The organism is Gilliamella sp. LMG 34361 (genome assembly GCF_984569075.1).
The window spans coordinates 2,493,025-2,515,780 of record NZ_OZ474903.1 but is presented as its reverse complement, the minus strand read 5'-3'; the positions used below and the strand labels follow the sequence as shown (position 1 = coordinate 2,515,780).

Annotated in this window: 16 protein-coding genes; 6 read left to right on the top strand and 10 right to left on the bottom strand. The window is 37.8% G+C overall.

Annotated elements, in window-relative coordinates; genetic code table 11:
* Window positions 1–36 precede the first annotated feature (36 nt).
* Genes AC5LXI_RS11825 through AC5LXI_RS11805 form a run of 5 tightly spaced genes read right to left on the bottom strand, consistent with a single transcriptional unit; the run spans window position 37 to window position 5,074 of the window.
* Window positions 37–1,395, bottom strand: a complete 1,359-nt coding sequence (locus tag AC5LXI_RS11825) for an FAD-binding oxidoreductase (protein WP_493442514.1) — start codon at window positions 1,393–1,395, stop codon at window positions 37–39.
* Between the two features lie 13 nt (window positions 1,396–1,408).
* Window positions 1,409–2,074 (bottom strand): methionine ABC transporter permease, encoded by a 666-nt coding sequence (locus AC5LXI_RS11820; protein WP_493442513.1) that lies wholly within the window; start codon window positions 2,072–2,074, stop codon window positions 1,409–1,411.
* A complete protein-coding gene (locus tag AC5LXI_RS11815; protein WP_493442512.1) occupies window positions 2,074–3,093 on the bottom strand; it encodes a methionine ABC transporter ATP-binding protein in 1,020 nt (339 codons plus the stop codon). Before AC5LXI_RS11815 ends, AC5LXI_RS11820 begins: the two co-directional genes overlap by 1 nt.
* Before the next feature lie 2 nt (window positions 3,094–3,095).
* Complete coding sequence (locus AC5LXI_RS11810) at window positions 3,096–3,914, bottom strand: MetQ/NlpA family ABC transporter substrate-binding protein (RefSeq protein ID WP_493442511.1); 819 nt, start codon at window positions 3,912–3,914, stop codon at window positions 3,096–3,098.
* On the bottom strand, window positions 3,899–5,074 hold the full coding sequence (locus AC5LXI_RS11805) for a pyridoxal phosphate-dependent aminotransferase (RefSeq protein WP_493442510.1): 1,176 nt from the start codon (window positions 5,072–5,074) through the stop codon (window positions 3,899–3,901). Before AC5LXI_RS11805 ends, AC5LXI_RS11810 begins: the two co-directional genes overlap by 16 nt.
* A gap of 725 nt (window positions 5,075–5,799) precedes the next feature.
* Here AC5LXI_RS11805 and AC5LXI_RS11800 point away from each other — a divergent pair.
* The 3 genes from AC5LXI_RS11800 to AC5LXI_RS11790 all read left to right on the top strand — a co-directional run bounded on the left by AC5LXI_RS11800 (window position 5,800) and on the right by AC5LXI_RS11790 (window position 11,311).
* Window positions 5,800–7,155, top strand: coding sequence for a hypothetical protein (locus tag AC5LXI_RS11800; RefSeq protein ID WP_493442509.1), 1,356 nt, complete (start codon window positions 5,800–5,802; stop codon window positions 7,153–7,155).
* A 651-nt stretch (window positions 7,156–7,806) separates the two neighbouring features.
* Complete coding sequence (locus AC5LXI_RS11795) at window positions 7,807–9,231, top strand: hypothetical protein (protein WP_493442508.1); 1,425 nt, start codon at window positions 7,807–7,809, stop codon at window positions 9,229–9,231.
* A 736-nt stretch (window positions 9,232–9,967) separates the two neighbouring features.
* Entirely contained in the window at window positions 9,968–11,311 is a 1,344-nt protein-coding gene (locus AC5LXI_RS11790; protein WP_493442507.1) for a hypothetical protein, read from the top strand.
* A gap of 535 nt (window positions 11,312–11,846) precedes the next feature.
* Here AC5LXI_RS11790 and cydC read toward each other — a convergent pair.
* The 5 genes from cydC to AC5LXI_RS11765 all read right to left on the bottom strand — a co-directional run bounded on the left by cydC (window position 11,847) and on the right by AC5LXI_RS11765 (window position 18,307).
* Window positions 11,847–13,478: a heme ABC transporter ATP-binding protein/permease CydC gene (gene cydC / locus AC5LXI_RS11785; protein WP_493442506.1), complete on the bottom strand. Its 1,632-nt coding sequence runs from the start codon at window positions 13,476–13,478 to the stop codon at window positions 11,847–11,849.
* Complete coding sequence (gene cydD / locus AC5LXI_RS11780; RefSeq protein ID WP_493442505.1) at window positions 13,472–15,199, bottom strand: heme ABC transporter permease/ATP-binding protein CydD; 1,728 nt, start codon at window positions 15,197–15,199, stop codon at window positions 13,472–13,474. Before cydD ends, cydC begins: the two co-directional genes overlap by 7 nt.
* Window positions 15,200–15,214: 15 nt before the next feature.
* Complete coding sequence (trxB, locus tag AC5LXI_RS11775) at window positions 15,215–16,168, bottom strand: thioredoxin-disulfide reductase (RefSeq protein ID WP_493442504.1); 954 nt, start codon at window positions 16,166–16,168, stop codon at window positions 15,215–15,217.
* A 211-nt stretch (window positions 16,169–16,379) separates the two neighbouring features.
* Window positions 16,380–17,033: an NAD(P)H-dependent oxidoreductase gene (locus AC5LXI_RS11770; protein ID WP_493442503.1), complete on the bottom strand. Its 654-nt coding sequence runs from the start codon at window positions 17,031–17,033 to the stop codon at window positions 16,380–16,382.
* Window positions 17,034–17,041: 8 nt separating this feature from the next.
* Window positions 17,042–18,307 carry an AmpG family muropeptide MFS transporter gene (locus AC5LXI_RS11765; protein ID WP_493442502.1) on the bottom strand — a complete coding sequence of 422 codons (1,266 nt, stop codon included), beginning with the start codon at window positions 18,305–18,307 and terminating at the stop codon, window positions 17,042–17,044.
* A 240-nt stretch (window positions 18,308–18,547) separates the two neighbouring features.
* Here AC5LXI_RS11765 and AC5LXI_RS11760 point away from each other — a divergent pair, with 240 nt between their 5' ends.
* The 3 genes from AC5LXI_RS11760 (at window position 18,548) to AC5LXI_RS11750 (ending at window position 22,651) form a co-directional block, all read left to right on the top strand.
* Entirely contained in the window at window positions 18,548–19,549 is a 1,002-nt protein-coding gene (locus tag AC5LXI_RS11760; RefSeq protein WP_493442501.1) for a 2-hydroxyacid dehydrogenase, read from the top strand.
* A gap of 54 nt (window positions 19,550–19,603) precedes the next feature.
* Window positions 19,604–20,671 (top strand): lytic murein transglycosylase B, encoded by a 1,068-nt coding sequence (mltB, locus tag AC5LXI_RS11755; protein WP_493442500.1) that lies wholly within the window; start codon window positions 19,604–19,606, stop codon window positions 20,669–20,671.
* A gap of 429 nt (window positions 20,672–21,100) precedes the next feature.
* Complete coding sequence (locus AC5LXI_RS11750; RefSeq protein WP_493442499.1) at window positions 21,101–22,651, top strand: hypothetical protein; 1,551 nt, start codon at window positions 21,101–21,103, stop codon at window positions 22,649–22,651.
* Window positions 22,652–22,756 lie beyond the last annotated feature (105 nt).

Below are 22,756 nucleotides of genomic sequence, written 5' to 3'. Positions count from 1 at the left end.
TTACATCATCAAATAGCAATTATGATGATGAATAGATTAAATCATAGTCATATAGATCTGATTGTTGAGCAAATTTTTAGGATCAAACTGTTGTTTGATAGCGCGCATAAGTCGACGATTTGTTTCGGGAATGGCGTCGTTGTAATAGCTAACTTTTGCGGTACCAATGCCATGTTCGGCTGAAGGTAAGCCACCAAGTTCCAAACATTTTTGATACAATGCTTGATGGACTTGTTGCAGATCGCTTTGCCACTGTTGATCATCACGATCATCGCGCAAAATACAGAGATGAATATTCCCATCCCCAGCATGACCAAAGGCTAACATGCGTACTTTGGTTTGTACTTCAAGCTGTTTGGTAAAGTTAATAAAATCGGCAATACGATTTATTGGTACCACAATATCAATCGGATCTTGCTGAGTTACTGCCTCAACTGCGCGCACTAATGAACCGCGAATCGCCCAAATTTGATTGGTTTGTTTACTATCTTCGGCAACAAAAAAATCACAATCACCTAAATTCGCTAATAATTGTTGGCGTTGTTGTTCAATGGTTTGCTTATCGGCGCCATCAAGCATAATAATCAAATAAGCTTGGCTATTAGGTAGTGGAAATTGAAAACCTGAATACTGCTCTCCCCATTGTGCCACTTTACGCTCGACAAATTCTAGCGCCGTTGGGGTTAGGGTATGTAACACAGTATTGATACTGGCAATGGCTTGCTCAATGGTATTAAAACCGACAATAAATGTTTGCGACACTTTTGGTTTAGCTATCAGTTTTAAGGTACATTGAGTGATAATGCCTAAAGTGCCTTCACTACCAATGAATAGATGTTTTAAGGCAAGTCCGGTATTGTCCTTAACATTTTTACTGCCAATAGTTAACACACTTCCGTCGGCGATCACAACTTCAAGAGCTTGCACATAATCACGGGTCACACCATATTTTACTGCACGCATGCCACCGGCATTGGTGCTGATGTTTCCACCAACGGTAGCCGTTTTGGCTCCAGGATCGGGCGGGTAAAATAGGTCATGCTGTTCGACAAACTGTTGCAGTTCTTGCAGCAAGATGCCGGGTTGCACAGTAACAGTAAAGGTTTGCTCATCTAATTCAACAATATTAGTCATCAACGATAAATCAAGAATAATGCCGCCATTAGGGATGGTTGAACCAACTAAGTTAGTCCCTGCGCCACGAGTGGTAATATTTAGATTGTTTGCATTAGCAAATTTAACCACCTCGGCCACTTCGGTAGTGGTTTTGGGGTAGACTAAAATATCAGCGTGGCCATGCTTTAACTGTAAACCATCAGTTAGATGTGATGGTGGGATGGCATCTTGTAGAACGATGCGTTTTGGGTCTTTAATAATATCTGTTAGATTGTTCATACTAAATTACCGACTAGCTTTTATCAAAATGGTTAGCAAACTTGTCACCAAGGTATTGAATCACCATTACAATAACAATAAGAATAACAATACATAAAATGAGAACTTCGGTTACATAGCGTTGATAACCATAACTGATGGCTAAGTCACCAATCCCTCCGCCACCAACAACGCCCGCCATTGAACTAAAGCTGATAAGCGAGATGGTAGTGACTGTTGCATGGCGTATTAATTGTGCCATCGCCTCAGGAAATAAAATACCAAATATTATCCGCATGTGTGATGCACCACTGGCTACTGCAGCTTCAATTACCCCTTTGTCGATTTGGCTAAAGGCGTTTTCAGCTAATCGGGCATAAAAGGCAATAGCGGCAAGTGAAAGTGGTAAGATCACAGCTTTAGGACCAACTGCGGTATCAACCAATAGAGCGCCTAAAGGCAGTACTGTCACCATTAATATTAAAAATGGAATTGAACGAGTTGCGTTGACGATAAAATTGGCAATACTGTTGATGATTCTATTTTTAAAGAAGAACTGATTGGACATTAAAAACAGCATTAAACCGATTAATGTACCAAATATTAAACCAGCTAATAATGACCAACTTACCATGATGAATGTCTCGTAAGCGGCTTTCCATAACATTTGCGTTATTTCGGCAATGGTGAGTTTTATCATTAATTTAATTCCTCAATAATGACTTCTTGATCTGCCAATTTGGTTATTAGATTTTCGATGTTAATCGGTTCACCAATGAGTTCGATCACCAAATTGCCTAAAGCTTGATTGTCGAAATATTCAATAAAACCATGCAGAATATTAAATGCAACCTGCGCTTCAATGGCAGATTGGTACAGTATTGGTTGGGTGGTGTTTTCGTTTATGTAACGCAAACGGACCAATTTGCCTTTAACATTTTGTTTGATAACATCTGGCAAATGGGTGTTTTCATCAATATTGAGAAATTTTTGCGTGAACGGTTGTTTTGGGCAAGCAAAAAGGTTGAAAGTGGTATTCATTTCGACAATTTCACCTTGCGACATTACAGCAACCCGATGGCAGATTTTTTTAACCACATCAATTTCATGTGTGATTAGCACAATGGTTAATCCAAATTCTTGGTTAAGCTGTTTTAGTAAATCTAGGATTGCGCTAGTTGTGGTTGGATCTAATGCGCTGGTAGCTTCGTCACATAATAGTATTTTTGCATCATTAGCCAGCGCTCTGGCAATGCCGACCCTTTGCTTTTGCCCTCCACTGAGTTCAGCAGGGTAGGCACTAGCTTTATCACTTAACCCGACTAAAGTAAGTAATTCGTTAACTCTGTTTTTAACCGCATCGCCTTTATTACCTGCGGCTTTAAGCACAAAGGCAATATTCTCATAGACGGTTTTCGAGGATGCCAAATTGAAGTTTTGAAAAATCATCCCTACATGAAAACGAAAAGCTTGTAATTCGCGGCCGTGTAAGGTTTGAATGTCAACGCCATTGATAATAACTTGCCCGCATGAAGGTTCAGCCAGTCGATTAAGCGTTCTTACTAACGTACTTTTACCTGCACCGCTGGAACCAATGATACCGAAGATCTCACCTTGATTAACATCAAACGAGACCTTTTTAACGGCTTCGACAACTTGCCCTTTGGCTGCAAACCTTACTGAAACATCTTTTACTTGAATTAACGGATTAGTTTGCATAATTAAAATAATTGATAATCGGGTTTTTGGAAGGTGTAGAAAATACCATTTTTATCATTAATCACTTGAGCGAATTCAGGTGATTTAAGTACTTCAATAATGTCTTTACCTAGTGTATCTTTTGATTCAGCACGAATTGCAATCACATTTTTATGATCTTTATCTAACACTTCATGATAAAGCGCTTTAGAAAGATCTAAACCAGCACCGATGGCATAATTACCGTTAACGACTGATAACGCAACATTGTCTAAAGAGCGCGGTGTTTGTGGTGCTTCAATTGGCACTATCTCTAAACCATAGGGATTTTCAATAATGTCTTTAGGTGTTAAGTTATTTTTATCTACATTTGCATCAAGTTTAATTAATTTTGCTGCTTCTAAAATACGTAAAGCGCGAGCTTCGTTAGTTACATCGCTAGAGATCGTCACTTGATCGCCCTGTTTTAATTGCGAAAAGTCGGTAATTTTGTTTGAATAAATACCCGCGCCAGCAGTAGGAACAAAACCAACTGCGATAATGTCTAAATTGCGAGCTTGTTTGAAGTTATTAAGATAAGTTAAATGTTGAAACAAATTAATATCGATATCTTTGTTGGCTAGTGCTAAATTTGGTTGAACATAATCACTAAATTCCCGAATCTCAATGTGGTAACCCTTCTTCTCTAAACCCGGAGCGATAGCTTGTTTAAACATGTCGCCATAAGGGCCAGCGGCAACGCCAACAGTAATTTGATTCTCTTTTTTAGCACTATCACAGCCAGTTAATACCAACAGTGAAGTTAAAATGGCTAAAGTTGCCACAATTAATTTTTTAAACATGATAATTTTTCCTTAAGTTTGGATAGTCTTTCTAAAGCTGCAATCAGCGTTGGTTCTTGTTTAGCGAAATGGAAGCGAATATAGCGATATTCAAGATGTTTAAAAAAGGCCGAACCCGGCACTGCCGCTACGCCGACTTCTTTAATTAACCATTCGCAAAATTCAAAATCAGTCTTAAATGGATTTAACGCCGAAATATCCACTAAAACGTAATAAGCACCCTGTGGTTCGTAATAAGTAAGCCCCAAGTCATCTAATCCTTTTAAAAATAGATGGCGCTTAGCGGTATAGGTTTCGGTTAATTGTTGGTAATAATCATCTCCTAATGCTAACCCAACGCAAGCTGCTTTTTGTAGAGGCGCAGCTGCGCCAACAGTTAGAAAGTCGTGGATCATTTTACAGCCATCAATAATCCTCTTATCGGCAATAATATAACCGAGTCGCCAACCAGTGATCGAATAGGTTTTTGACAACGAGCTACAACAAATAGTCCGTTCTTGCATATTGGCAAAGCTGGCTAAGTAAAGATGTTGATGTGGGGCATAAACCATATGCTCGTAAACTTCATCGGTAATAATATAGGTATCAAATTCAATCGCTAATTGGCTAATATATTCAAGTTCAGTCTTAGTAAACACCTTGCCGCAAGGATTGCTTGGATTGCATAAAATCAGCGCTTTTGCCCCTTGCTCAAACGCTTCACGAAGTTGTTGCTTATCAAATTCAAAGGTAGGTGGAATGAGTGGCACATAAATTGGTGTTGCATCAGACAAAATAGCATCCGCGCCGTAATTTTCATAAAACGGTGAAAAAATGATAACCTTATCTTTAGGATTACAAACCGTCATCACCGCGCACATCATCGCCTCGGTACTACCACATGTTACCAACACATTCTCATCGGGATTGATATCAATTTGCATTAACTTTTGTTGCTTTTTAGCCAACAAACGGCGAAACTCAGCCGAACCCCAAGTGATCTCATACTGATGCGGACCATAATCAGCAACTTGTTTTAACGCATCGATTAACGGTTTAGGTGGATCAAAATCAGGAAATCCTTGTGACAAATTGATAGCTTGATATTGATTAGCGATCCGAGTCATCCGGCGGATAACCGAATCGGAAAAGTGATCGAGTCGATTAGCTAGTTTATGCATTGTTTTTATATATTAAAATTATGAGGTTGGAGATTATAATATAAAATCTGCATTTGACTGTTAAATAATATATTTATATATAGTTATATTTTTTTTTTATAACCAGCTAAAAAAGGAACGTTGAAATCAGGACTAATATTCTCAATAAAGCGAGTTGTTAGGTAACTAATAAGATCGATTTTTATTAACCGCTTTTAGTATTATCAATAATAAAATTATAGTGACAGTCATCTAAAAAGTACGATTGTTTTCACTACTCAAATGTACATCGAGTTTTTAAAATGTACCATTGAAATTGGTATTTTAAGGTTTAAAAATAGAACTATTTCCTAGTTAATATTATTTTTAATTATTTACTTTAATGATTAATTTCGTGCTTTTCTTTACAAAAGTTAACAATTGAGCGATTAAAATCAGTTGCGAAGGGAGTTGTTTAAACTATATAATTTTAAACACTTTTTAAGTGAATTTATCGGTTAGGGAACTGCCGATATAGCGAAAAAATTGAATTAAATTAGAATATTACTTGACAAGGCTGTCGCTATGCATTATAATTTTAAACACCAAACACCAAACACCAAACCTGCCCAACTTATAATTTAAATCGGTCTAGTTTTCGTAGTACTCTTCAATATCTCTCCTCTATTTTCCGATTTTCCGGGGTACTAATTCGTGGCTGGTTTCCATTCCGGCAAATTATTTTAGCCTTATTACCTATTTTATTGATGTTGACTTCCCATTGTAGTCAAGCATTAACAGCTAAAACACGAAATGTTATCAACGGTCACGCACCATATTTAACCTTCGACGGCGGTCATACGCGCGCGACTAATACCGATGAGTTACTCGGGATAACACTATCCGATGGAACTATTATCACTCGCGCAACAAATAACTCAAGTGCATCAAATCCTATCGAGTTGCCTAATGCCGGAGGGACTTTCGCCGATATTGGTACATTTATGCCAACGGATATTAATGGTAATGAGGTCAATATTAAAGCACTGATTAATAATCCACCATATAATTATGCAGGTGATGATGATGGCGATGGTAATTTTTATATAGCAGGATCGGGTTTTTATTTTACCCAATATCTTTATGATAGGAATAATCATCGTGTAGCACGTAACGAGGCACTAAATATTTGTAATGCACCTTATAGAATTGAACTAAGAGTATCGGGGACTAACCCGAGTGACCGTACACTTACTACTCGTAGTGGCGTTCCAAATAGAACCACTTATGATGGGGGTAGAGCAACTTATTATATCAAACCTAAAGGCGAAGAAGGACCAAGGGTCTGTTTTGCAAAGCCTGATGTGACCTATAGTAAAGATGGAGATGCAGGACCTTCTTCAGAGTGGGATGTTTATAACGGGTTTATTCCTCAGTCTACCAATTCGTCATCTTATCATCGAAACTTCCCTACTACTGGTGCTAATAATTTGTATTTTGATTTATTGATACAAAATAGCGGTCCTTTAAAATGGGGTGACCCCATCACACAGGGCGGTATCACTGTAACTATGACACCGGATGTTACAGGTGAAAAAGTCCGCGTTACACTGACAGGACCTGTAGCCAAGCAATTAGCTCAGAATAATTCTGAGCAGGTAGATAAACCCACACTACCGCAAACATTTGAGTTAGTTGGACGAGATAATAGTGGTCAGGCGGTCGTGAAGTATGGTTTTGAGTTAAAGCAGTGGTTTGTCAATCGTGGAACTGTTTATGAAAGCATATTTGATCATTATGATAAAAACAACCATCTATTATGGTGTAATAATATAGGTTATCGTCTTTCAAGCATTGCGGATTTAACTAACGCTGTTTATGGAGATTATATAGGTGCTACACCTTCGTCACCGGGTAATCATTACCAGCGTCGAATTGGTGCCGGGTTATTTACTGAATGGGGTGTTATGTCAACCTATGCTGGCGCCAACTTTCAACGCTATTCCTACCCTGCTGGTGGATATTACCGTACGAACGAGGGTAGCAGAGTAGGAGTCAACCCGGACAACGGTGGCGCACAGAACAACCTTTCGACGCGCTATGGTGTTTGCGTATCACCTTAATTTTTATACCTGACAGAGACAGGAGCGACAAATTAACCAATAGTGAATGGTTGCTTTGTGATAGGAAGGCGAGTAAACCGACAGTGTTGGCGGAATTTTAGATTGCACAATGAAGTCTAGCCGACACTATCGCAGGGGTGGTATTAGATGTATAAACCTGAGTATTAAAGGAGCAATATAAAATGAAGATTGAAGTGGATACACTAATTGTACTTAAGGGATAAGCTATTTGGAAAAAAGAAAACTACGTTTCCTTGCTTATGCGTACAATATGGTCGTATTTAACCGCGATGGCATTTAATAACGCCTTAAGTATGAAAAAGTGTAGACATTTCATTTTAATTATTTACTTTAATAATTAGTTTGGTGCTTTTCTTTACAAAAGTTAACAATTGAGCGATTAAAATCAGTTGCGAAGGGAGTTGTTTAAACTATATAATTTTAAACGCTTTTAAGTGAATTTATCGGTTAGGCAACTGCCGATATAGCGAAAAAATTGAATTAAATTAGAATATTACTTGACAAGGCTGTCACTATGCATTATAATTTTGAACACCAAACACCAAACACCAAACCTGCCCAACTTATAATTTAAATCGGTCTAGTTTTCGTAGTACTTTTCAATATCTCTCCTCTATTTTCCGATTTTTTGTGGTATTGATTCGTGGCTGTCTTTTATCCCGGCAAACTATTTTAGCCTTATTACCTATTTTATTGATGTTGACTTCTTATTACAGTCAAGCATTAACAGCTACAACACGAAATGTTATTAACGGTCACGCGCCATATTTAACCTTTGACGGCGGTTATACGCGTGCGACTAATACCGATGAATTACTCGGGATAACACTATCCGATGGAACTATCATCACTCGCGCTACAAATAACTCAAGTGCATCAGATCCTATCGAATTACCTAATGCCGGAGAGACTTTGGCCGATATTGGTACATTTATGCCAACGGATATTAATGGCTACAATGTCAGTATGAGTACACTGATTAGTCCACCATATAATTATGCAGGTGATGATGATGGCGATGGTGATTTTTCAATAGGAGGAGGGGTTTTTTATTTTACTATTTATGATAGGAATAATAATCGTGTAATAGCACGTAACGAGATACTAAATATTTGTGATGCACCTTATAGAGTTGAACTCAGAGTAAGTATAGGGGGGGGCAGCACTTCACTTATTACTCGAAATGGCGTTCCAAATAAAACCGTTTATAATAGTGGCAGCGCAACTTATTATATCAAACCTAAAGGAGAAGAAGGACCAAGGGTCTGTTTTGCAAAGCCTAATATGGACTATAGTAAAGGTAGATATGCAGGACCTTCTTCAGAGTGGAATGCTTATAGCGGATTTATTCCTCAGTCTACCAATTCGTCATCTTATCATCGAAACTTCCCTACTACTGGTGCTAATAATTTGTATTTTGATTTATTGATACAAAATAGCGGTCCTTTAAAATGGGGTGACCCCATCACACAGGGGGGTATCACTGTAACTATGACACCGGATGTTACAGGTGAAAAAGTCCGTGTTACACTAACAGGACCTGTAGCCGAACCCGAACAATTAGTAGTAAATCCTTCTAAGCAGGTAGATAAACCCACATTACCGCAAACGTTTGAGTTAGTTGGACGAGATAATAGTGGTCAGGCGGTCGTGAAGTATGGTTTTGAGTTAAAGCAGTGGTTTTTTAATGGAGGGAAGAAGTCATTTGGCTTTAGTACCCTCAGAAAAATATGTAATGGGAATGGTTATCGTTATCCAATATTTGTGGATTTAACTAACGCAGTTGGTAGAGGATGGGAAGTTACACCTTCTTCGTCACCGGGTAATTATTACCAGCGTCGAATTGGTGCAGGGCTATTTACTGAATGGGGCGTTATGTCAACCTATGTTGGTGCAAATTTTGTGTATGCATATAGTGACGAAAGTGGTGGATATGGGGCTGCGGCTAATAGTAGTAGTAGTAGTGATACTAGTTCGAAAGTGAATCCTAATGATGGTGCGATCCGCTATTTACCTCTCGATTATTCTGTATATTTAATTTGTGCCTATCCTTAATTCTTCTTAGCGCTTAAATCGTAAAGGTTGGGGGGGAGATAAGAACAACGAAGCACCCAATATTTGTGATAGGCGAATAAACCAACAGTGTTGGCGAACTAATATTAGATTGCACAATGAAGTCTAGCCGACACTATCGCAGGCGGGATATAGATGCATAAATCTGAATATTAAAGGAGCAATATAAAATGAAGATTGAAGTGGATAGGCTGCACTAATTGTACTTAAGGGATAAGCTACTCGGAAAAAAGAAAACAACGTTTCCTTGGTTATGCGTACAACAACAAACATTTATCGTATTTGACAGCAATGGCATTTAATAACGCCTTAAGTATGAAAAGTGTAGGCATTCCATTTTAATTATTTACTTTAATGATTAGTTTGGTGCTTTTCTTTACAAAAGTTAACAATTGAGCGATTAAAATCAGTTGCGAAGGAGGTTGTTTAAACTATATAATTTTAAACACTTTTTAAGTGAATTTATCGGTTAGAGAGCTACCGATATAGCGAAAAAATTGAATTAAATTAGAATATTACTTGACAAGGCTGTCGCTATGCATTATAATTTTGAACACCAAACACCAAACACCAAACCTGCCCAACTTATAATTTAAATCGGTCTAGTTTTCGTAGTAATCTTCAATATCTCTCCTCTGTTTTCCGATTTTTTGGGGTAACAATTCGTGGCTGGTTTCCATTCCGGCAAATTATTTTAGCCTTATTACCTATTTTATTGATGTTGACTTCTTATTGCAGTCAAGCATTAACAGCTAAAACACGTAATGTTATTAACGGTCACGCACCATATTTAACCTTCGACGGCGGTCATACGCGTGTGACTAATATCGATGAATTACTCGGGATAACGCTATCCGATGGAACTATCATCACTCGAGCAACAAATAACTCAAGTGCATCAAATCCTATCGAATTACCTAATGCCGGAGAGACTTTCGCCGATATTAGTACGCTTATGCCAACGGATATCAATGCATATAGAGTCGATATTAGCACACTGATTAGTCCACCATATAATTATGCAGGTGATGACGATGGCGATGGTGATTTTTCATCAAGTGGTTTTTTTTACCTATATATTTATGATAGGAATAATAATCTTGTAGCACGTAACGAGACACTAAATATTTGTAATGCACCTTATAGAGTTGAACTAAGAGTATCGGGGAGTGACCGTATACTTACTACTCGTAGTGGCGTTCCAAATAGAGCCGTTTATAATAGTGGTACAGCAATTTATTATATCAAACCTAAAGGAGAAGAAGGACCAAGGGTCTGTTTTGCAAAGCCTAATATGACCTATAGTAAAGATAAATATGCAGGACCTTCTTCAGAGTGGGATGTTCATTACGGGTTTATTCCTCAGTCTAACAATTCGTCATCTTATCATCGAAACTTCCCTACTACTGGCGCTAATAATTTGTATTTTGATTTATTAATAGGAAATAGTGGTCCTTTAAATTGGGGTGACCCCATCACACAGGGAGGTATCACTGTAACTATGACGCCGGATGTTACAGGTGAAAAAGTCCGTGTTACACTAACAGGACCTGTAGCCGAACCCGAACAATTAGTAGAAAATCCATCTAAGCAGGTAGATAAACCCACATTACCGCAAAGATTTGAGTTAGTTGGACGAGATAATAGTGGTCAGGCGGTCGTGAAGTATGGTTTTGAGTTAAAGCAGTGGTTTGTCAATCGGAGAGGCGCTAGGGTTGCTTATAGATACCAGCAAGAATGGTGTAATAATATAGGTTATCGCCTTTCAAAAGCAGCGGATTTAACGAATGCTATTTACCGTAGCGGAAACAGAATCATTGTTGGTGCCACGCCTTCGTCACCGGGTAATTATTATCAGCGTCGAATTGGTGCAGGGCTATTTACTGAATGGGGTGTTATGTCAACCTATGCTGGTTCCTATTTCATCGCTCATAGAACCCGAGAAGACCAATACTGGATTAGCGACGGCAATTTCGTTGTAACCCCAGGAGAGGCTTATATTACTGGACCATATTTCACCCCAAATACTCCCTTGGTATGTCAAATTTGCGTTCATCCTTAACACTAAAGTCTTCATAACTTATACTTAGGGTGAGGTAGAAACAACAAAGTAACCAATAAGAAATGATTATGTAGTGATAAGAGAGTAAGCCGACAGTGTTGGCGGAATTTTAGATTGCACAATGAAGTCTAGCTGACACTATCGCGGGGGTGGTATTAGATGCATAAACCTGAATATTAAAGGAGCAATATAAAATGAAGATTGAAGATATTAGAGTAATAAAACTGTTACTTTTATTGCCGAAGGTAACCATTTAGGGCATATAACCCATCGTTATACATAGTTGAGCAACTATTGAACTTAAAAGCTGCGCCTAAATAGACTAAAAAACTGGACCAAACGACTAGTTGCTGGTTATGATTTAATGCGAGATGGTATTAAATGTAATGTTAATTACGGCAACAATCTGCCATTACCGTCAACGTGCTTATCGTGCACATTGATTTTTGCGGTAATAGAAGCAATTGGTGAAATCACTTTCAACCAAGCTAATCAATCGTTAATGACTAAACTGGTTTTTTGATTCTTGCAAAACTCATAACTCAACCACCCGATCAAACAAGGGACTATCGGTTAATCTATGAGTTACCATTAGTAGGGTTTTATTATGGCAAATTTGCTTAATAAGCTGAATAATCTGTTGTTCAGTTTGCTGATCAAGGCTTTCAGTTGGTTCATCCATTAAGACTAATGGCGAGTTATGCAATAGTGCTCTAGCAATACCGATACGTCGAATTTCACCACCTGATAGTGAACGCCCACCTTGTCCTAAAGGTAAATCCAATCCTTGCTCAGTTGATAGCAATTTCGATAGCTCAACTTGCTGTAAAACAGCAATTAGTTGTTGGTCTGATGCGTGTGGATCACCAATTAACAAATTTTGTCTTAATGTATCACTAAAGATAGTAATCATTTGCGGTACCACTGCAATTACTTGTCGTAAAGTTGGTTCGTCAAGTTGATTAATTGGTATATCATTGATAAGAATATTGCCCGAAGTTGGTTCCCACGTGCGGGTGACTAAATTAAGTAAGGTCGACTTACCGCAGCCGGTTTTACCAATTAAGCCAATATGTTTGCCTGCTTCAACGGTTAATGAAAAGTGATTTAAGATTGTAAACGGTTGATTTGGGTAGCAAAAGTTAATGTCATTAAATTGTAGTTTGGCGGTGGTTAAATCTATCACTTTACCTTGCTTGGTAAACTTGATATCGGGAGTTTGAGTAAATAAAGCGGTTGTTCGTTTTGCTGATGCCAATACTTGGCCTAAAAAGATAAATGCAGTAGGAATAGGGGCTAAAATCTCACTACTTGCAAGGCAGACAAACACGAATAAGGCAATGAAAGGCGATAATGTGTATTGGGTGATAAGCCAAAGCACCAACAAAGTCAAAAATCCGGCAATTAATACCACAAGAGCACTGGATAGAGCCATTAAAGTGGATTGTTTTTTTTGATAATAAAGCCAGTCTGATTCAAGCTTGTCCAATTTTGAACGGTAACGATTTTGCGCATTAAATAAAGTCAGTTCAGCTTGACCTTGAAGATAGTTAATTAATAACGCTCGATATTCACTTTGCTGTTTAGCTAGGTTTTCACCTAACTGTTTACCTGCATGATAAAAGACCACAGGAATGGCAAGTAAAGTAATAGTGAGTACAATACTGATAATTAAGGCGATAGGAAGGTTAATATAACTTAATCCAACAAATAGTATCATAACGATGACGAGAGCTGTCACAATCGGCGAAAATAGTTTCAAATAGAGATGATCAAGTGCATCAATATCCACAATAAAGCGGTTAAGCAGATCAGCTTTTTGATATTGAGCTAATTGGTTGGTGCTTAATGGTAAGATCTTTTTAAATGCCAGCGTTCTTAAATAGGCTAATATCTTAAATGTAGTATTGTGATCGACCAAACGTTCAGCATAACGCGACGCTGTTCGCATAATAGCTGCGGCTCGCACGCCTGCAGCAGGTAACATGTAATTAAAGGTATATAGACCCGCAACACCAACCACCGCGGTAGACGCTAAAAACCATCCTGATAAAGAAAGTAAAAAGACACTGGCAAATAACGTAAGAATAGCTAAGCCCAGTCCAATAACAATTTGCCAAAAGTAGTGCTTATAAAGCGCAATATAGGGACGTAATAGCGTTAGCATAAGCTCTCCTTAATGGCGGTAAGTTGCCCTTTTGACAGTTTCCAGACTTGGTCAAAATCCTCAATATCATGGTGAGTGATAGTGATACTATTTGTCGCAATATGATAGGGAGCTAATTGTTGGACTGTCTGTTTATCTAAACTGGCAGTTGGCTCATCAAGGATCAGTAATTGGCAAGGTTTGAGCATCGCTCTAGCAAGAGCAATACGCTGAGCTTGTCCAACAGACAATCTTACGGCATCATCACCAATCTTAGTATCGACACCTTCAGGTAATTGTGCGATTACATCAGATAGTTGCGCTTTGGAGATGACTTCGTCAAGCTCCCTGGCGGTAGCCATTGGTTTGCCCAGTAGGATATTTTCCCGAATTGAACCATTAATCAGATAAGGATTTTGCCCAATCCAACTGATTTGTTGTTGCCAACTAGTTAAATCAAGTTGATTAAATTCAATACCATTAATTTTGAGCGATCCTTGATAAGGTAAAAATCCTAATAATACCTGCATAAGAGAACTTTTACCCTCACCACTCGTACCAATTAACGCTAATTTAAATGGTGAGTGTAATGAAAAGCTAAACGGACCAACTATTGGTATCCCTTCGTTTGATAACACAATAAGATCGTTCGCTTCAATCGTTTTTAAAACAGTTATTTTTAAGGGGCTGTTTGATGATAATTGATTAGATTTGCTTTTTTGCTGATCACCATCAAGTGCCATTTTTTTATTTAAAAACGTTTCAATATTATCCGCTGCGGCAATGGCTTCGGCTTTGGCATGATAATATACTCCTAAATCGCGTAATGGTTGAAAATATTCGGGTGCTAAAATTAAGGCAAAAAAACCAGCAAACAAAGTGACAGTGCCATTGTAAGTGCCAAAATTAAACTCTCCTAGATACGAAAAACCAAAATAAACCGCCACAATTGCAATCGAAATCGATGTAAAAAATTCTAAAACTGCAGATGATAAAAATGCCATTTTTAACACTTGCATGGTTTTAACGCGAAAATCTTCAGATGCATGGGCAATTTGTTCAGTTTGTTGTTCGCCTTGATTGAATAAACGAATGGTACTAAGTCCTTTTAGGCGATCTAAAAAATGCCCACTTAAATAAGCAAGTGCCTTAAAATGACGACGATTAATATCGGCAGCGCCCATGCCGACTAAAATCATAAAAATAGGAATTAGCGGAGCGGTACAAAGCAAAATAACGGCCGCAGCCCAATTAAAAGGGAGGATGGCAATACAAATTAATATCGGTACCATACTTGCTAAGCGCATTTGCGGTAAGTAGCGAGCAAAAAAATCATGCAAATTATCGACTTGCTCAATTATTAAAGTACTCCATGCGCCAGTGGTGCTTTGGCTTAAATAGGCAGGGCCAAATAACTCAAACTGATCGATAATTTTTTGCCGAATTTGTTGACGGATCTTTTGCCCTAAGACAAAGTTAATCTTTTCACGAAGATAAATAAGCAAGCCACGTAGCAATAAAATGACGATTAAAGATAAAAAATAGGGAACAACCATAGAAAACGAAGTCTGATCGATGATTAATTTTTGCAGAATAATTGCCAATAACGCTGCTTGACCAATCATTAATAGACTTAACAAAAAACCAGATAAAACCGAAGCACGCAAATCTGATTTATACATTTTTGTGTGCTGTTTTAACCAGTTAAGTAAATAGGTTTGACGTTTTTTATCTAGTGACATACTATTTAGCGTGTTCTATTTTAAGTTGTCTAAATAGTGTTCAGCATCTAAAGCTGCCATACACCCTGTTGCTGCCGACGTGATTGCTTGTCGATAAATATGATCCATAACATCACCAGCAGCAAAAATCCCCTCGATACTTGTTTGAGTGGCATTACCGCTAGTGCCTGATTTTACTTTAATATAACCATTATCTAGTTCAAGTTGACCATCAAAAATGGCCGTATTTGGTTTATGACCAATGGCAATAAATACCCCCATTACTAAAAGCGCTTTAGTAAGATTTGGATCTTGACTGCTTCGTAATCTAACGCCGGTTACGCCCATATTGTCACCAAGGATTTCGTCGATGATTTGATGAGTATGTAAAATGACTTTGCCTTCTCGCACTTTTTCGGCCAAGCGGTCCATTAAGATTTTCTCTGCCCTAAAGCTATCACGACGATGAATCAAATGGACTTCGCTTGCAATATTAGCTAAATAAAGGGTTTCTTCAATAGCTGTATTACCACCACCTACAACAGCCACTTTCTGATTACGATAAAAGAAGCCATCACATGTAGCACAAGCTGACACACCTTTGCTTTTAAATGCTTCTTCGGAAGGTAAGCCTAAATATTGCGCAGATGCACCGGTAGCGATGATTAACGCATCGCAACTGTATTGCGTGTCGCTACCAAGTAATTTGAATGGTTTTTGGCTAAAATCAACACTATCGATGTGATCGATAATGATTTCAGTGTTGAATCGTTCGGCATGCTGTTGCATTTTGTCCATCAGTTCAGGTCCCGTTAATTCAGGATTCGCCGCTGGCCAGTTTTCGATTTCGGTCGTGGTGGTAAGTTGTCCACCTTGCTGAGTGCCGGTGATTAATACTGGAGATAAATTTGCTCGTGCAGCATAAACCGCTGCGGTATAGCCAGCTGGTCCTGACCCTAAAATTAATAGACGGGCATGTTTGGTTTTCATCTTATATCTTTCCTATTTTCTGGCTAAATAAAATATGGTTAGCGCAATTTATAGTTAATAAGTCTAACATTATCAATCTTTCTCTTGTAAAAAAATTGTTTATTGCAGCAATAGGTGAAGGTGATAATATTGAGTAACGCACAATAGTATTGGTTTTCTTTGTGTTTTCAATTAATGCCGCCAAAAGGCGACATAAGGATGATAATTGCAATTAAGATAAGTAAGTTGTTACATCTTGGAGTGACCAACGAATATGTGGCGGTTGCTCATCAATGCGATAACCAAATGCTAAACATAGTCCGACACCAAACACTTCATGACTAAATGTAGGAATATGTTTTTCTAAGATGTTAATCACTTTATCATATTGAAATCCACCAAGCGCGCAAGAGTCTATATTATGATAAGCCGCTGTAGTCATCATATTTGCAGCCGCTATATAACCCTGCATTTCTGACCAGTTATTAGTATTCAATCCTTCTCCTAAACCATAGTTAATATAGTTAAGAAAATCTTGGCTAGCTTTATCAATTGCCGTTTGATCGTTTTGATCTGGCAAAGTTCTTGCTACAGCTTGACGCAAATAAGGGCTTTGTGAAGTGAAGTTATTTGCTTTACGATAAAGTAAAATCACAAAATGCGAACAGCTAGTAACTTGTTCTTGATTATAACAAGCTGCACGCAATTGTGCTTTAATATCTGTATTATCGACAACCACAAAATGCCAAGGCTCCAAACCAAATGATGACGGCGATAAACGGCCAGCATCTAAAATCACTTCAATCTCGGCATGACTAATTTTTTTTGATTGATCAAAACGTTTGCAAGCGTGCCTAAATTCGAAAGCTAATGATAGTTTGTCCATAATGTCTCCTAAGATTTTATATTCCATGGTGCTACTTTCAATAAAAGCACCATGCCCGGTAGGGCTAATATCGTACATAAACCAAAAAAGGTCGTCCATCCTAAATATTCAACCATAATTCCTGTTGTCGAATTAATAAGTGTTCGAGGAATTGATGCGATACTGGTGAATAATGCAAACTGTGTTGCAGTATATAGTGGATTAGTCGTTTTGGCGATAAATGCAACAAATGCTGCTGAGCCAAGACCCACGCCTAGTGATTCAATTCCGATAACTAACGCTAACATAATTTTTTCATGTGTACCAATTTCATTAAATGGTCCTTCAATTGACAACCACGCAAAACCTAAAATAGAAAAGACTTGCACCAAACCAAAGCACCATAAAGCGCGATTAATGCCGATTTTTATCATCAAAATTCCGCCCATTATGCCACCGAATATACTAGGCCATAATGAAGCATTTTTGGCGATCCAACCAATGTCTAATCGGCTGAATCCCATTTTCATATAAAAAGTGGTCGCTAAGGACGTCGCCATGCTATCGCCTAATTTATATAAAAATATAAAGGACAAAATAACCATGGCTGATTTAATGCCTTTCCTAGTAATAAATTCTAAAAATGGGTTTATAATAATATCTTCAAGATTACGGGATTTTGGTATTTGTTGATTAAGTGGTTCTTTCACCAAAAGAGTCATAACTATGGCTGGTAACATAAATAATGCTGTGATAATAAAAACGCTACTCCATGGCAAAAATTGAGATAGAATTAGCGATAATGAACCAGGTACCAAGCCTGCGATGCGATAAATATTAATATGAATACTATTTCCTAATCCAAGTTCGGAATCGAGAAGTATTTCGCGTCGAAATGCATCTAAAGCGATATCTTGTGTGGCGGAAAACAATGCAATAATAAAGCATATAGTAGCAATAACCCAAATATTCAATGTTGGTGAAAAACAACCTAATATCGCTATGAAAAATAGCAATATTATTTGCGACAAAAACATCCACCCTCGACGTCGTCCCATCTTAAACAATGAAATATCGTCCATAAATGGCGCCCAGACAAATTTGAAAATGTAAGGTAGTTGCGTTAATGAAAATGCGCTAATTGCTTTGATATCTAGTCCTTCACTGGTTAACCATGCTGGTAAAAGTTGTATTAATAAAAAAAAAGGAAGTCCTGAAGCAAAACCGGTAAAAACACAAATGAGCATTTTTGTCGAAAAAATAGTTTTGAAAAGGGGATCTTGTTTTTTATTCATCAGTTAACATTATTGGTGAGTTTTATAGCAAAGTGCTATCATAGCATACAAATAAAAAAAATTATTGCTAAAGCTAACATAACGCGTTTTACTATATGTGAATTTTACTAACCGGATATTTCAAAGCAAACATTAAATCAATATTTGACATTCGTCAAAAATTATCAAGCAAGCAATGTGTTTCGATCATCATTAAAGCTGAAACAATACATCTATTTATTGCCGACAAGGGGGCATAATATGAAAGGAACAGTTAAGGTTGCTGTTTTTAGCAGTAAACATTACGACAAAGAACATCTCGAAATCGCCAACAAACACTTTGGTTTTGATATTGAATATTACGAGCATAAATTAAGCCACAAAACGGTTGTCACAGCAGAAGGTTATAATGCTGTTTGTGTATTTGTTAACGACGAAGTTGATAAAGCTGTCCTACAAAAATTAGCGCATTATGGTATTAAAATCCTAGCATTACGCTGTGCAGGTTTTGATAATGTCGATCTGGCTGAAGCAAAGAAATTAGGGATCACTGTCGTTCGTGTGCCAGCCTATTCGCCAGAAGCAGTTGCTGAACACGCCGTTGCATTAATGATGACACTAAATCGCAGAACCCATAAAGCTTATCAACGAACTCGCGATGCTAATTTTTCGTTAGATGGGTTAACAGGCTTTAACATGCATAATCGCACTGCCGGGGTGATTGGTACAGGTAAAATTGGTCAAGCAGTGATTCGTATCTTAAAGGGATTTGGCATGAATATTCTTGCATATGATCCCTATCCAAACGATATCGTTGTTGAATTAGGTGCTCAGTATGTTCAATTAGACGAACTCTATGCAAAATCAGATGTAATAACCTTACATTGCCCAATGTCACCTGAAAATTATCATCTATTAAACAAAGATTCATTTGACAAAATGAAAAACGGTGTGATGATTATAAACACTAGCCGTGGTGGCTTATTGGATGCAACTGCTGCAATTGAAGCACTAAAACAGACTAAAATCGGTGCTCTAGGTATGGACGTTTATGAAAACGAGCGAGACCTATTTTTCGAAGATAAATCTAACGATGTCATCTTAGATGATGTATTTCGTCGATTATCTGCGTGTCATAATGTGATTTTTACCGGTCATCAAGCCTTTTTAACTCAAGAGGCATTATTAAATATCTCGGACACTACCCTAAACAATATTGCACAAATAGCAGCAGGAAGAGATTGTCAAAATGTTGTTAAATAAAAGTAAATAATTTAATATATCGTCGTTTTTTAACTAACTAAATATGGATGGTTTATGCAACGTATCGTTATTTATGTGATGATGATTTTATGGCTTGCTGCTTGTTCTGGTGGGAAATCTTCAAAGTCCCCAATGCAGCAGCATCGGGGCCATTCAAATGTAAAAGGTGGCGTTTATTTAGAAAAACAGCACGAAAAACCGAAAGCAAATAGCGCACCAGTAGATAAAGAGAAGTTTATCACCATGATGGTTAAAAAACATGGTTTTAATCGCCAGCAACTACGTAAAGTTCTAGAGCAAACAAACAAACTTGATTGGGTTATTGGCTTAATGGATAAACAAGCACCAAAATCGGGATCATCAAACGTACCAAATGGTGCATGGATTCGTTACAGAAATAAATTCATTACACCAAGTAACTTACCTAAAGGTGTCGAATTTTGGAATAAATATGACAAAGACCTGCAACGTGCTTACAAAGAGTATGGTGTACCACCTGAAATCATCGTCGGTATTATTGGCGTTGAAACAGGGTGGGGCCGTGTTATGGGAAAAACCAAAATTATCGATGCGCTATCAACTCTTGCATTTTATTACCCAAGACGATCTCAATACTTTGCTAATGAACTTGAAGACTTTTTAGTTATGTGTCGTGATGAAGGTGTTGATCCATTTGATTTAAGTGGATCATTTGCCGGAGCAATGGGCTATGGCCAATTTATGCCATCGGCTTTTAGACATCATGCAGTCGATTTCAATCGTGATGGCCATACCGATTTATGGGATCCGGTTGACACAATTGGCAGTGTAGCGAACTATTTCAAAGCACACGGTTGGCAACGTAACAAAAAAGTTGCCGTGGTGGCTGATGGTCAAGCGCTTGAGCTTGATACAGGTTTTAGCACTAAATACCCTGTTGAACATTTAACCAAAGCAGGATTAAAACCAAAAAGCTCAATCGACGGTCATAAAGAAGTCAGCTTATTACGTCTAGACATGGGAAATAGTTACCAATTTTGGTATGGTTTACCTAACTTTTACGTCATCACCCGCTATAATCACAGTACGCATTATGCCATGGCGGTATGGCAATTGGGTTTAGCTGTTAGAAAGGCAAGATAAATCCACAAGAAAACGTCGCAATTGCCAGATGTTTGTTAATCAAGCTCATGACAGGTGAATTTGTTTATTTTAAAAAGGTGTCGATTAACGTCGGAGATAAAAAGTGATTTTTTGACGTAGCTGAACTATCCGCTCCTACTAAAGCGGGTTTTTAGAAGGGCGGACTTTTACAGTAAAAAGTTGAGGAACAGTTTTTTGAGTTTTAAAATTGGTCATTTTAATCGTTAAACGTGTATTTTTTAGATGGGCTTTAACATTTTAATTTACAAAAATTAACAATTTTATAGTTATATTAAATTGTGGTTATTTTTTGAAAGCGCTATGCTACCCCACCTCGTTTTTAAGTGAATTATTGATTATATTTTAACTGATAAAGTGTAAGTGGCTATAAAATACGGAGTTAATTGACAGGATTGTCGGATGTGTATCATGATTTATAACAAAGCAACATGGCCAATCTATAATCTAAGTTCAACGAAGTTAGGGTGCCAACATTCATTTTTTTACCACGGTTTATTTTTCAACAAAATTGCGAGCATTTTTGCAGATTTCTTCCAACGCTTCTTTTTATCTTGGCAGATCTTTTTAATATTTGTTTTTTTGCTTGTAACTTCCTTTGCAAGTGAAGCACTAACGTCTATAACTTTGAATAGTATTGAGGGTAATGCTCCATATTTTACTGTCGATGGTGGTCACACTCAAGTGACTGACACTGACGGTCTGCTCGGAATATCTCTTTCTAATGGGGTTAAATTTACACCTTCGTCCAATGATTCAAGTTTAACTAATCCTATCGAGTTACCTTCTGCAGGTCAGAGTTTCGCTGATATTGGCATGATGATACCAATCAATTTTGACACAATCTCATTAAATACCCTTATTGAGGCTCCCTATAATTATTGGGGTGACGCTGATGGGGATAGTGGTGTTACTGCTACGGGTAATTTATATTTATCTATCGTTGATGCAAACAACTTGTCTGTCACTCGTAATGAACCGCTTAGCGTTTGTAGAGCACCTTATAAAGTGATGTTAAGGACTGATGGTGGTACATTATCGACCCGTTACGGTGTTCCTAAAAGTACTTATTTTACTGCAAGTAATGTAACTTATTATATTAAACCTAAGTCAACGATTGATGTTTGCTTTGCTAAACCTAATATGGTAAACGGTGATCGCCACTATGCTGGTCCAGCTTCCATTTGGAGTATTACTAAGGGCTTTCTCACTCAATCAACTAGGCCATCATCTTACCATTCAAATTTTCCTACTACTGGCGCAAATGATTTATATTTTGATTTAAAGATAGTTGGTGTTGATCAGAAATTGACATGGGAGCCTGTTTCTCCTAATGGCGATATTAAAGCAACTATGAGGTATTTAAATGAATCGGATACCAGCGTTGTTCGGGTCACCTTAAAAGGGCCTACCGCTAGAGATATAACGGGTAACATCGATGAAGATAAGAAAAAACTTGTTCCATCTTTGCCTCAGACATTTGAGCTAGTTGGAGAAGGTAAAGATAGTAATGATAATGATATCGTGGTGAAGTATGGTTTTGTATTAAAGCAGTGGTTCTTTATTCGATACAGAGGTCGTCCACTTGCCGAACAGGAATCATGGTGTAGCAATATAGGTTATCGCCTTCCACATCTTAGGGAATTAACTAACGCATCATCGTGTAATGGTATTCGTGAATTTAAATGTCCTGGAGGAATTGCTTACCCATCAAATACTTATGTCTATTCGCGACGAATTGGCGCAGGATTTCTTGCTGAATGGGGTGATGTAGCTTATTACACTCGTGAGGCTAGGGACGTTTATTCCTTCTGGGCGAGCGAACAGTCCGAAAAGCTCGATGGTACGAGTTCTAACACCCAATTAACTGCGACCAAGGAAATCGGCATGATTTATCATAGTAATAAAACAAGTAATTATGCGGCAGCTTGCGTCTTTGATGGAAAGAAGACAAATAAATAAGTTAACTAGCGCTTAAAAAAATGCTATTGAGTGAGATGATAAAACGCGATGGATTATGCGCATAAACTGTAACTTATTTTGAGGAACGGGGTTTTTATGGCAAAA

What these genes read in the sequence shown, in the direction of transcription:
- AC5LXI_RS11810 (WP_493442511.1), bottom strand. Translation starts at nt 3,914, where the DNA reads ATGTTTAAAAAATTAATTGTGGCAACTTTAGCCATTTTAACTTCACTG.
- AC5LXI_RS11770 (WP_493442503.1), bottom strand. Translation starts at nt 17,033, where the DNA reads ATGGACAAACTATCATTAGCTTTCGAATTTAGGCACGCTTGCAAACGT.
- trxB (WP_493442504.1), bottom strand. Translation starts at nt 16,168, where the DNA reads ATGAAAACCAAACATGCCCGTCTATTAATTTTAGGGTCAGGACCAGCT.
- AC5LXI_RS11815 (WP_493442512.1), bottom strand. Translation starts at nt 3,093, where the DNA reads ATGCAAACTAATCCGTTAATTCAAGTAAAAGATGTTTCAGTAAGGTTT.
- mltB (WP_493442500.1), top strand. Translation starts at nt 19,604, where the DNA reads ATGCAACGTATCGTTATTTATGTGATGATGATTTTATGGCTTGCTGCT.
- cydC (WP_493442506.1), bottom strand. Translation starts at nt 13,478, where the DNA reads ATGCTAACGCTATTACGTCCCTATATTGCGCTTTATAAGCACTACTTT.
- AC5LXI_RS11790 (WP_493442507.1), top strand. Translation starts at nt 9,968, where the DNA reads ATGTTGACTTCTTATTGCAGTCAAGCATTAACAGCTAAAACACGTAAT.
- AC5LXI_RS11765 (WP_493442502.1), bottom strand. Translation starts at nt 18,307, where the DNA reads ATGAATAAAAAACAAGATCCCCTTTTCAAAACTATTTTTTCGACAAAA.
- AC5LXI_RS11800 (WP_493442509.1), top strand. Translation starts at nt 5,800, where the DNA reads ATGTTGACTTCCCATTGTAGTCAAGCATTAACAGCTAAAACACGAAAT.
- cydD (WP_493442505.1), bottom strand. Translation starts at nt 15,199, where the DNA reads ATGTCACTAGATAAAAAACGTCAAACCTATTTACTTAACTGGTTAAAA.
- AC5LXI_RS11760 (WP_493442501.1), top strand. Translation starts at nt 18,548, where the DNA reads ATGAAAGGAACAGTTAAGGTTGCTGTTTTTAGCAGTAAACATTACGAC.
- AC5LXI_RS11820 (WP_493442513.1), bottom strand. Translation starts at nt 2,074, where the DNA reads ATGATAAAACTCACCATTGCCGAAATAACGCAAATGTTATGGAAAGCC.
- AC5LXI_RS11750 (WP_493442499.1), top strand. Translation starts at nt 21,101, where the DNA reads ATGATTTATAACAAAGCAACATGGCCAATCTATAATCTAAGTTCAACG.
- AC5LXI_RS11825 (WP_493442514.1), bottom strand. Translation starts at nt 1,395, where the DNA reads ATGAACAATCTAACAGATATTATTAAAGACCCAAAACGCATCGTTCTA.
- AC5LXI_RS11805 (WP_493442510.1), bottom strand. Translation starts at nt 5,074, where the DNA reads ATGCATAAACTAGCTAATCGACTCGATCACTTTTCCGATTCGGTTATC.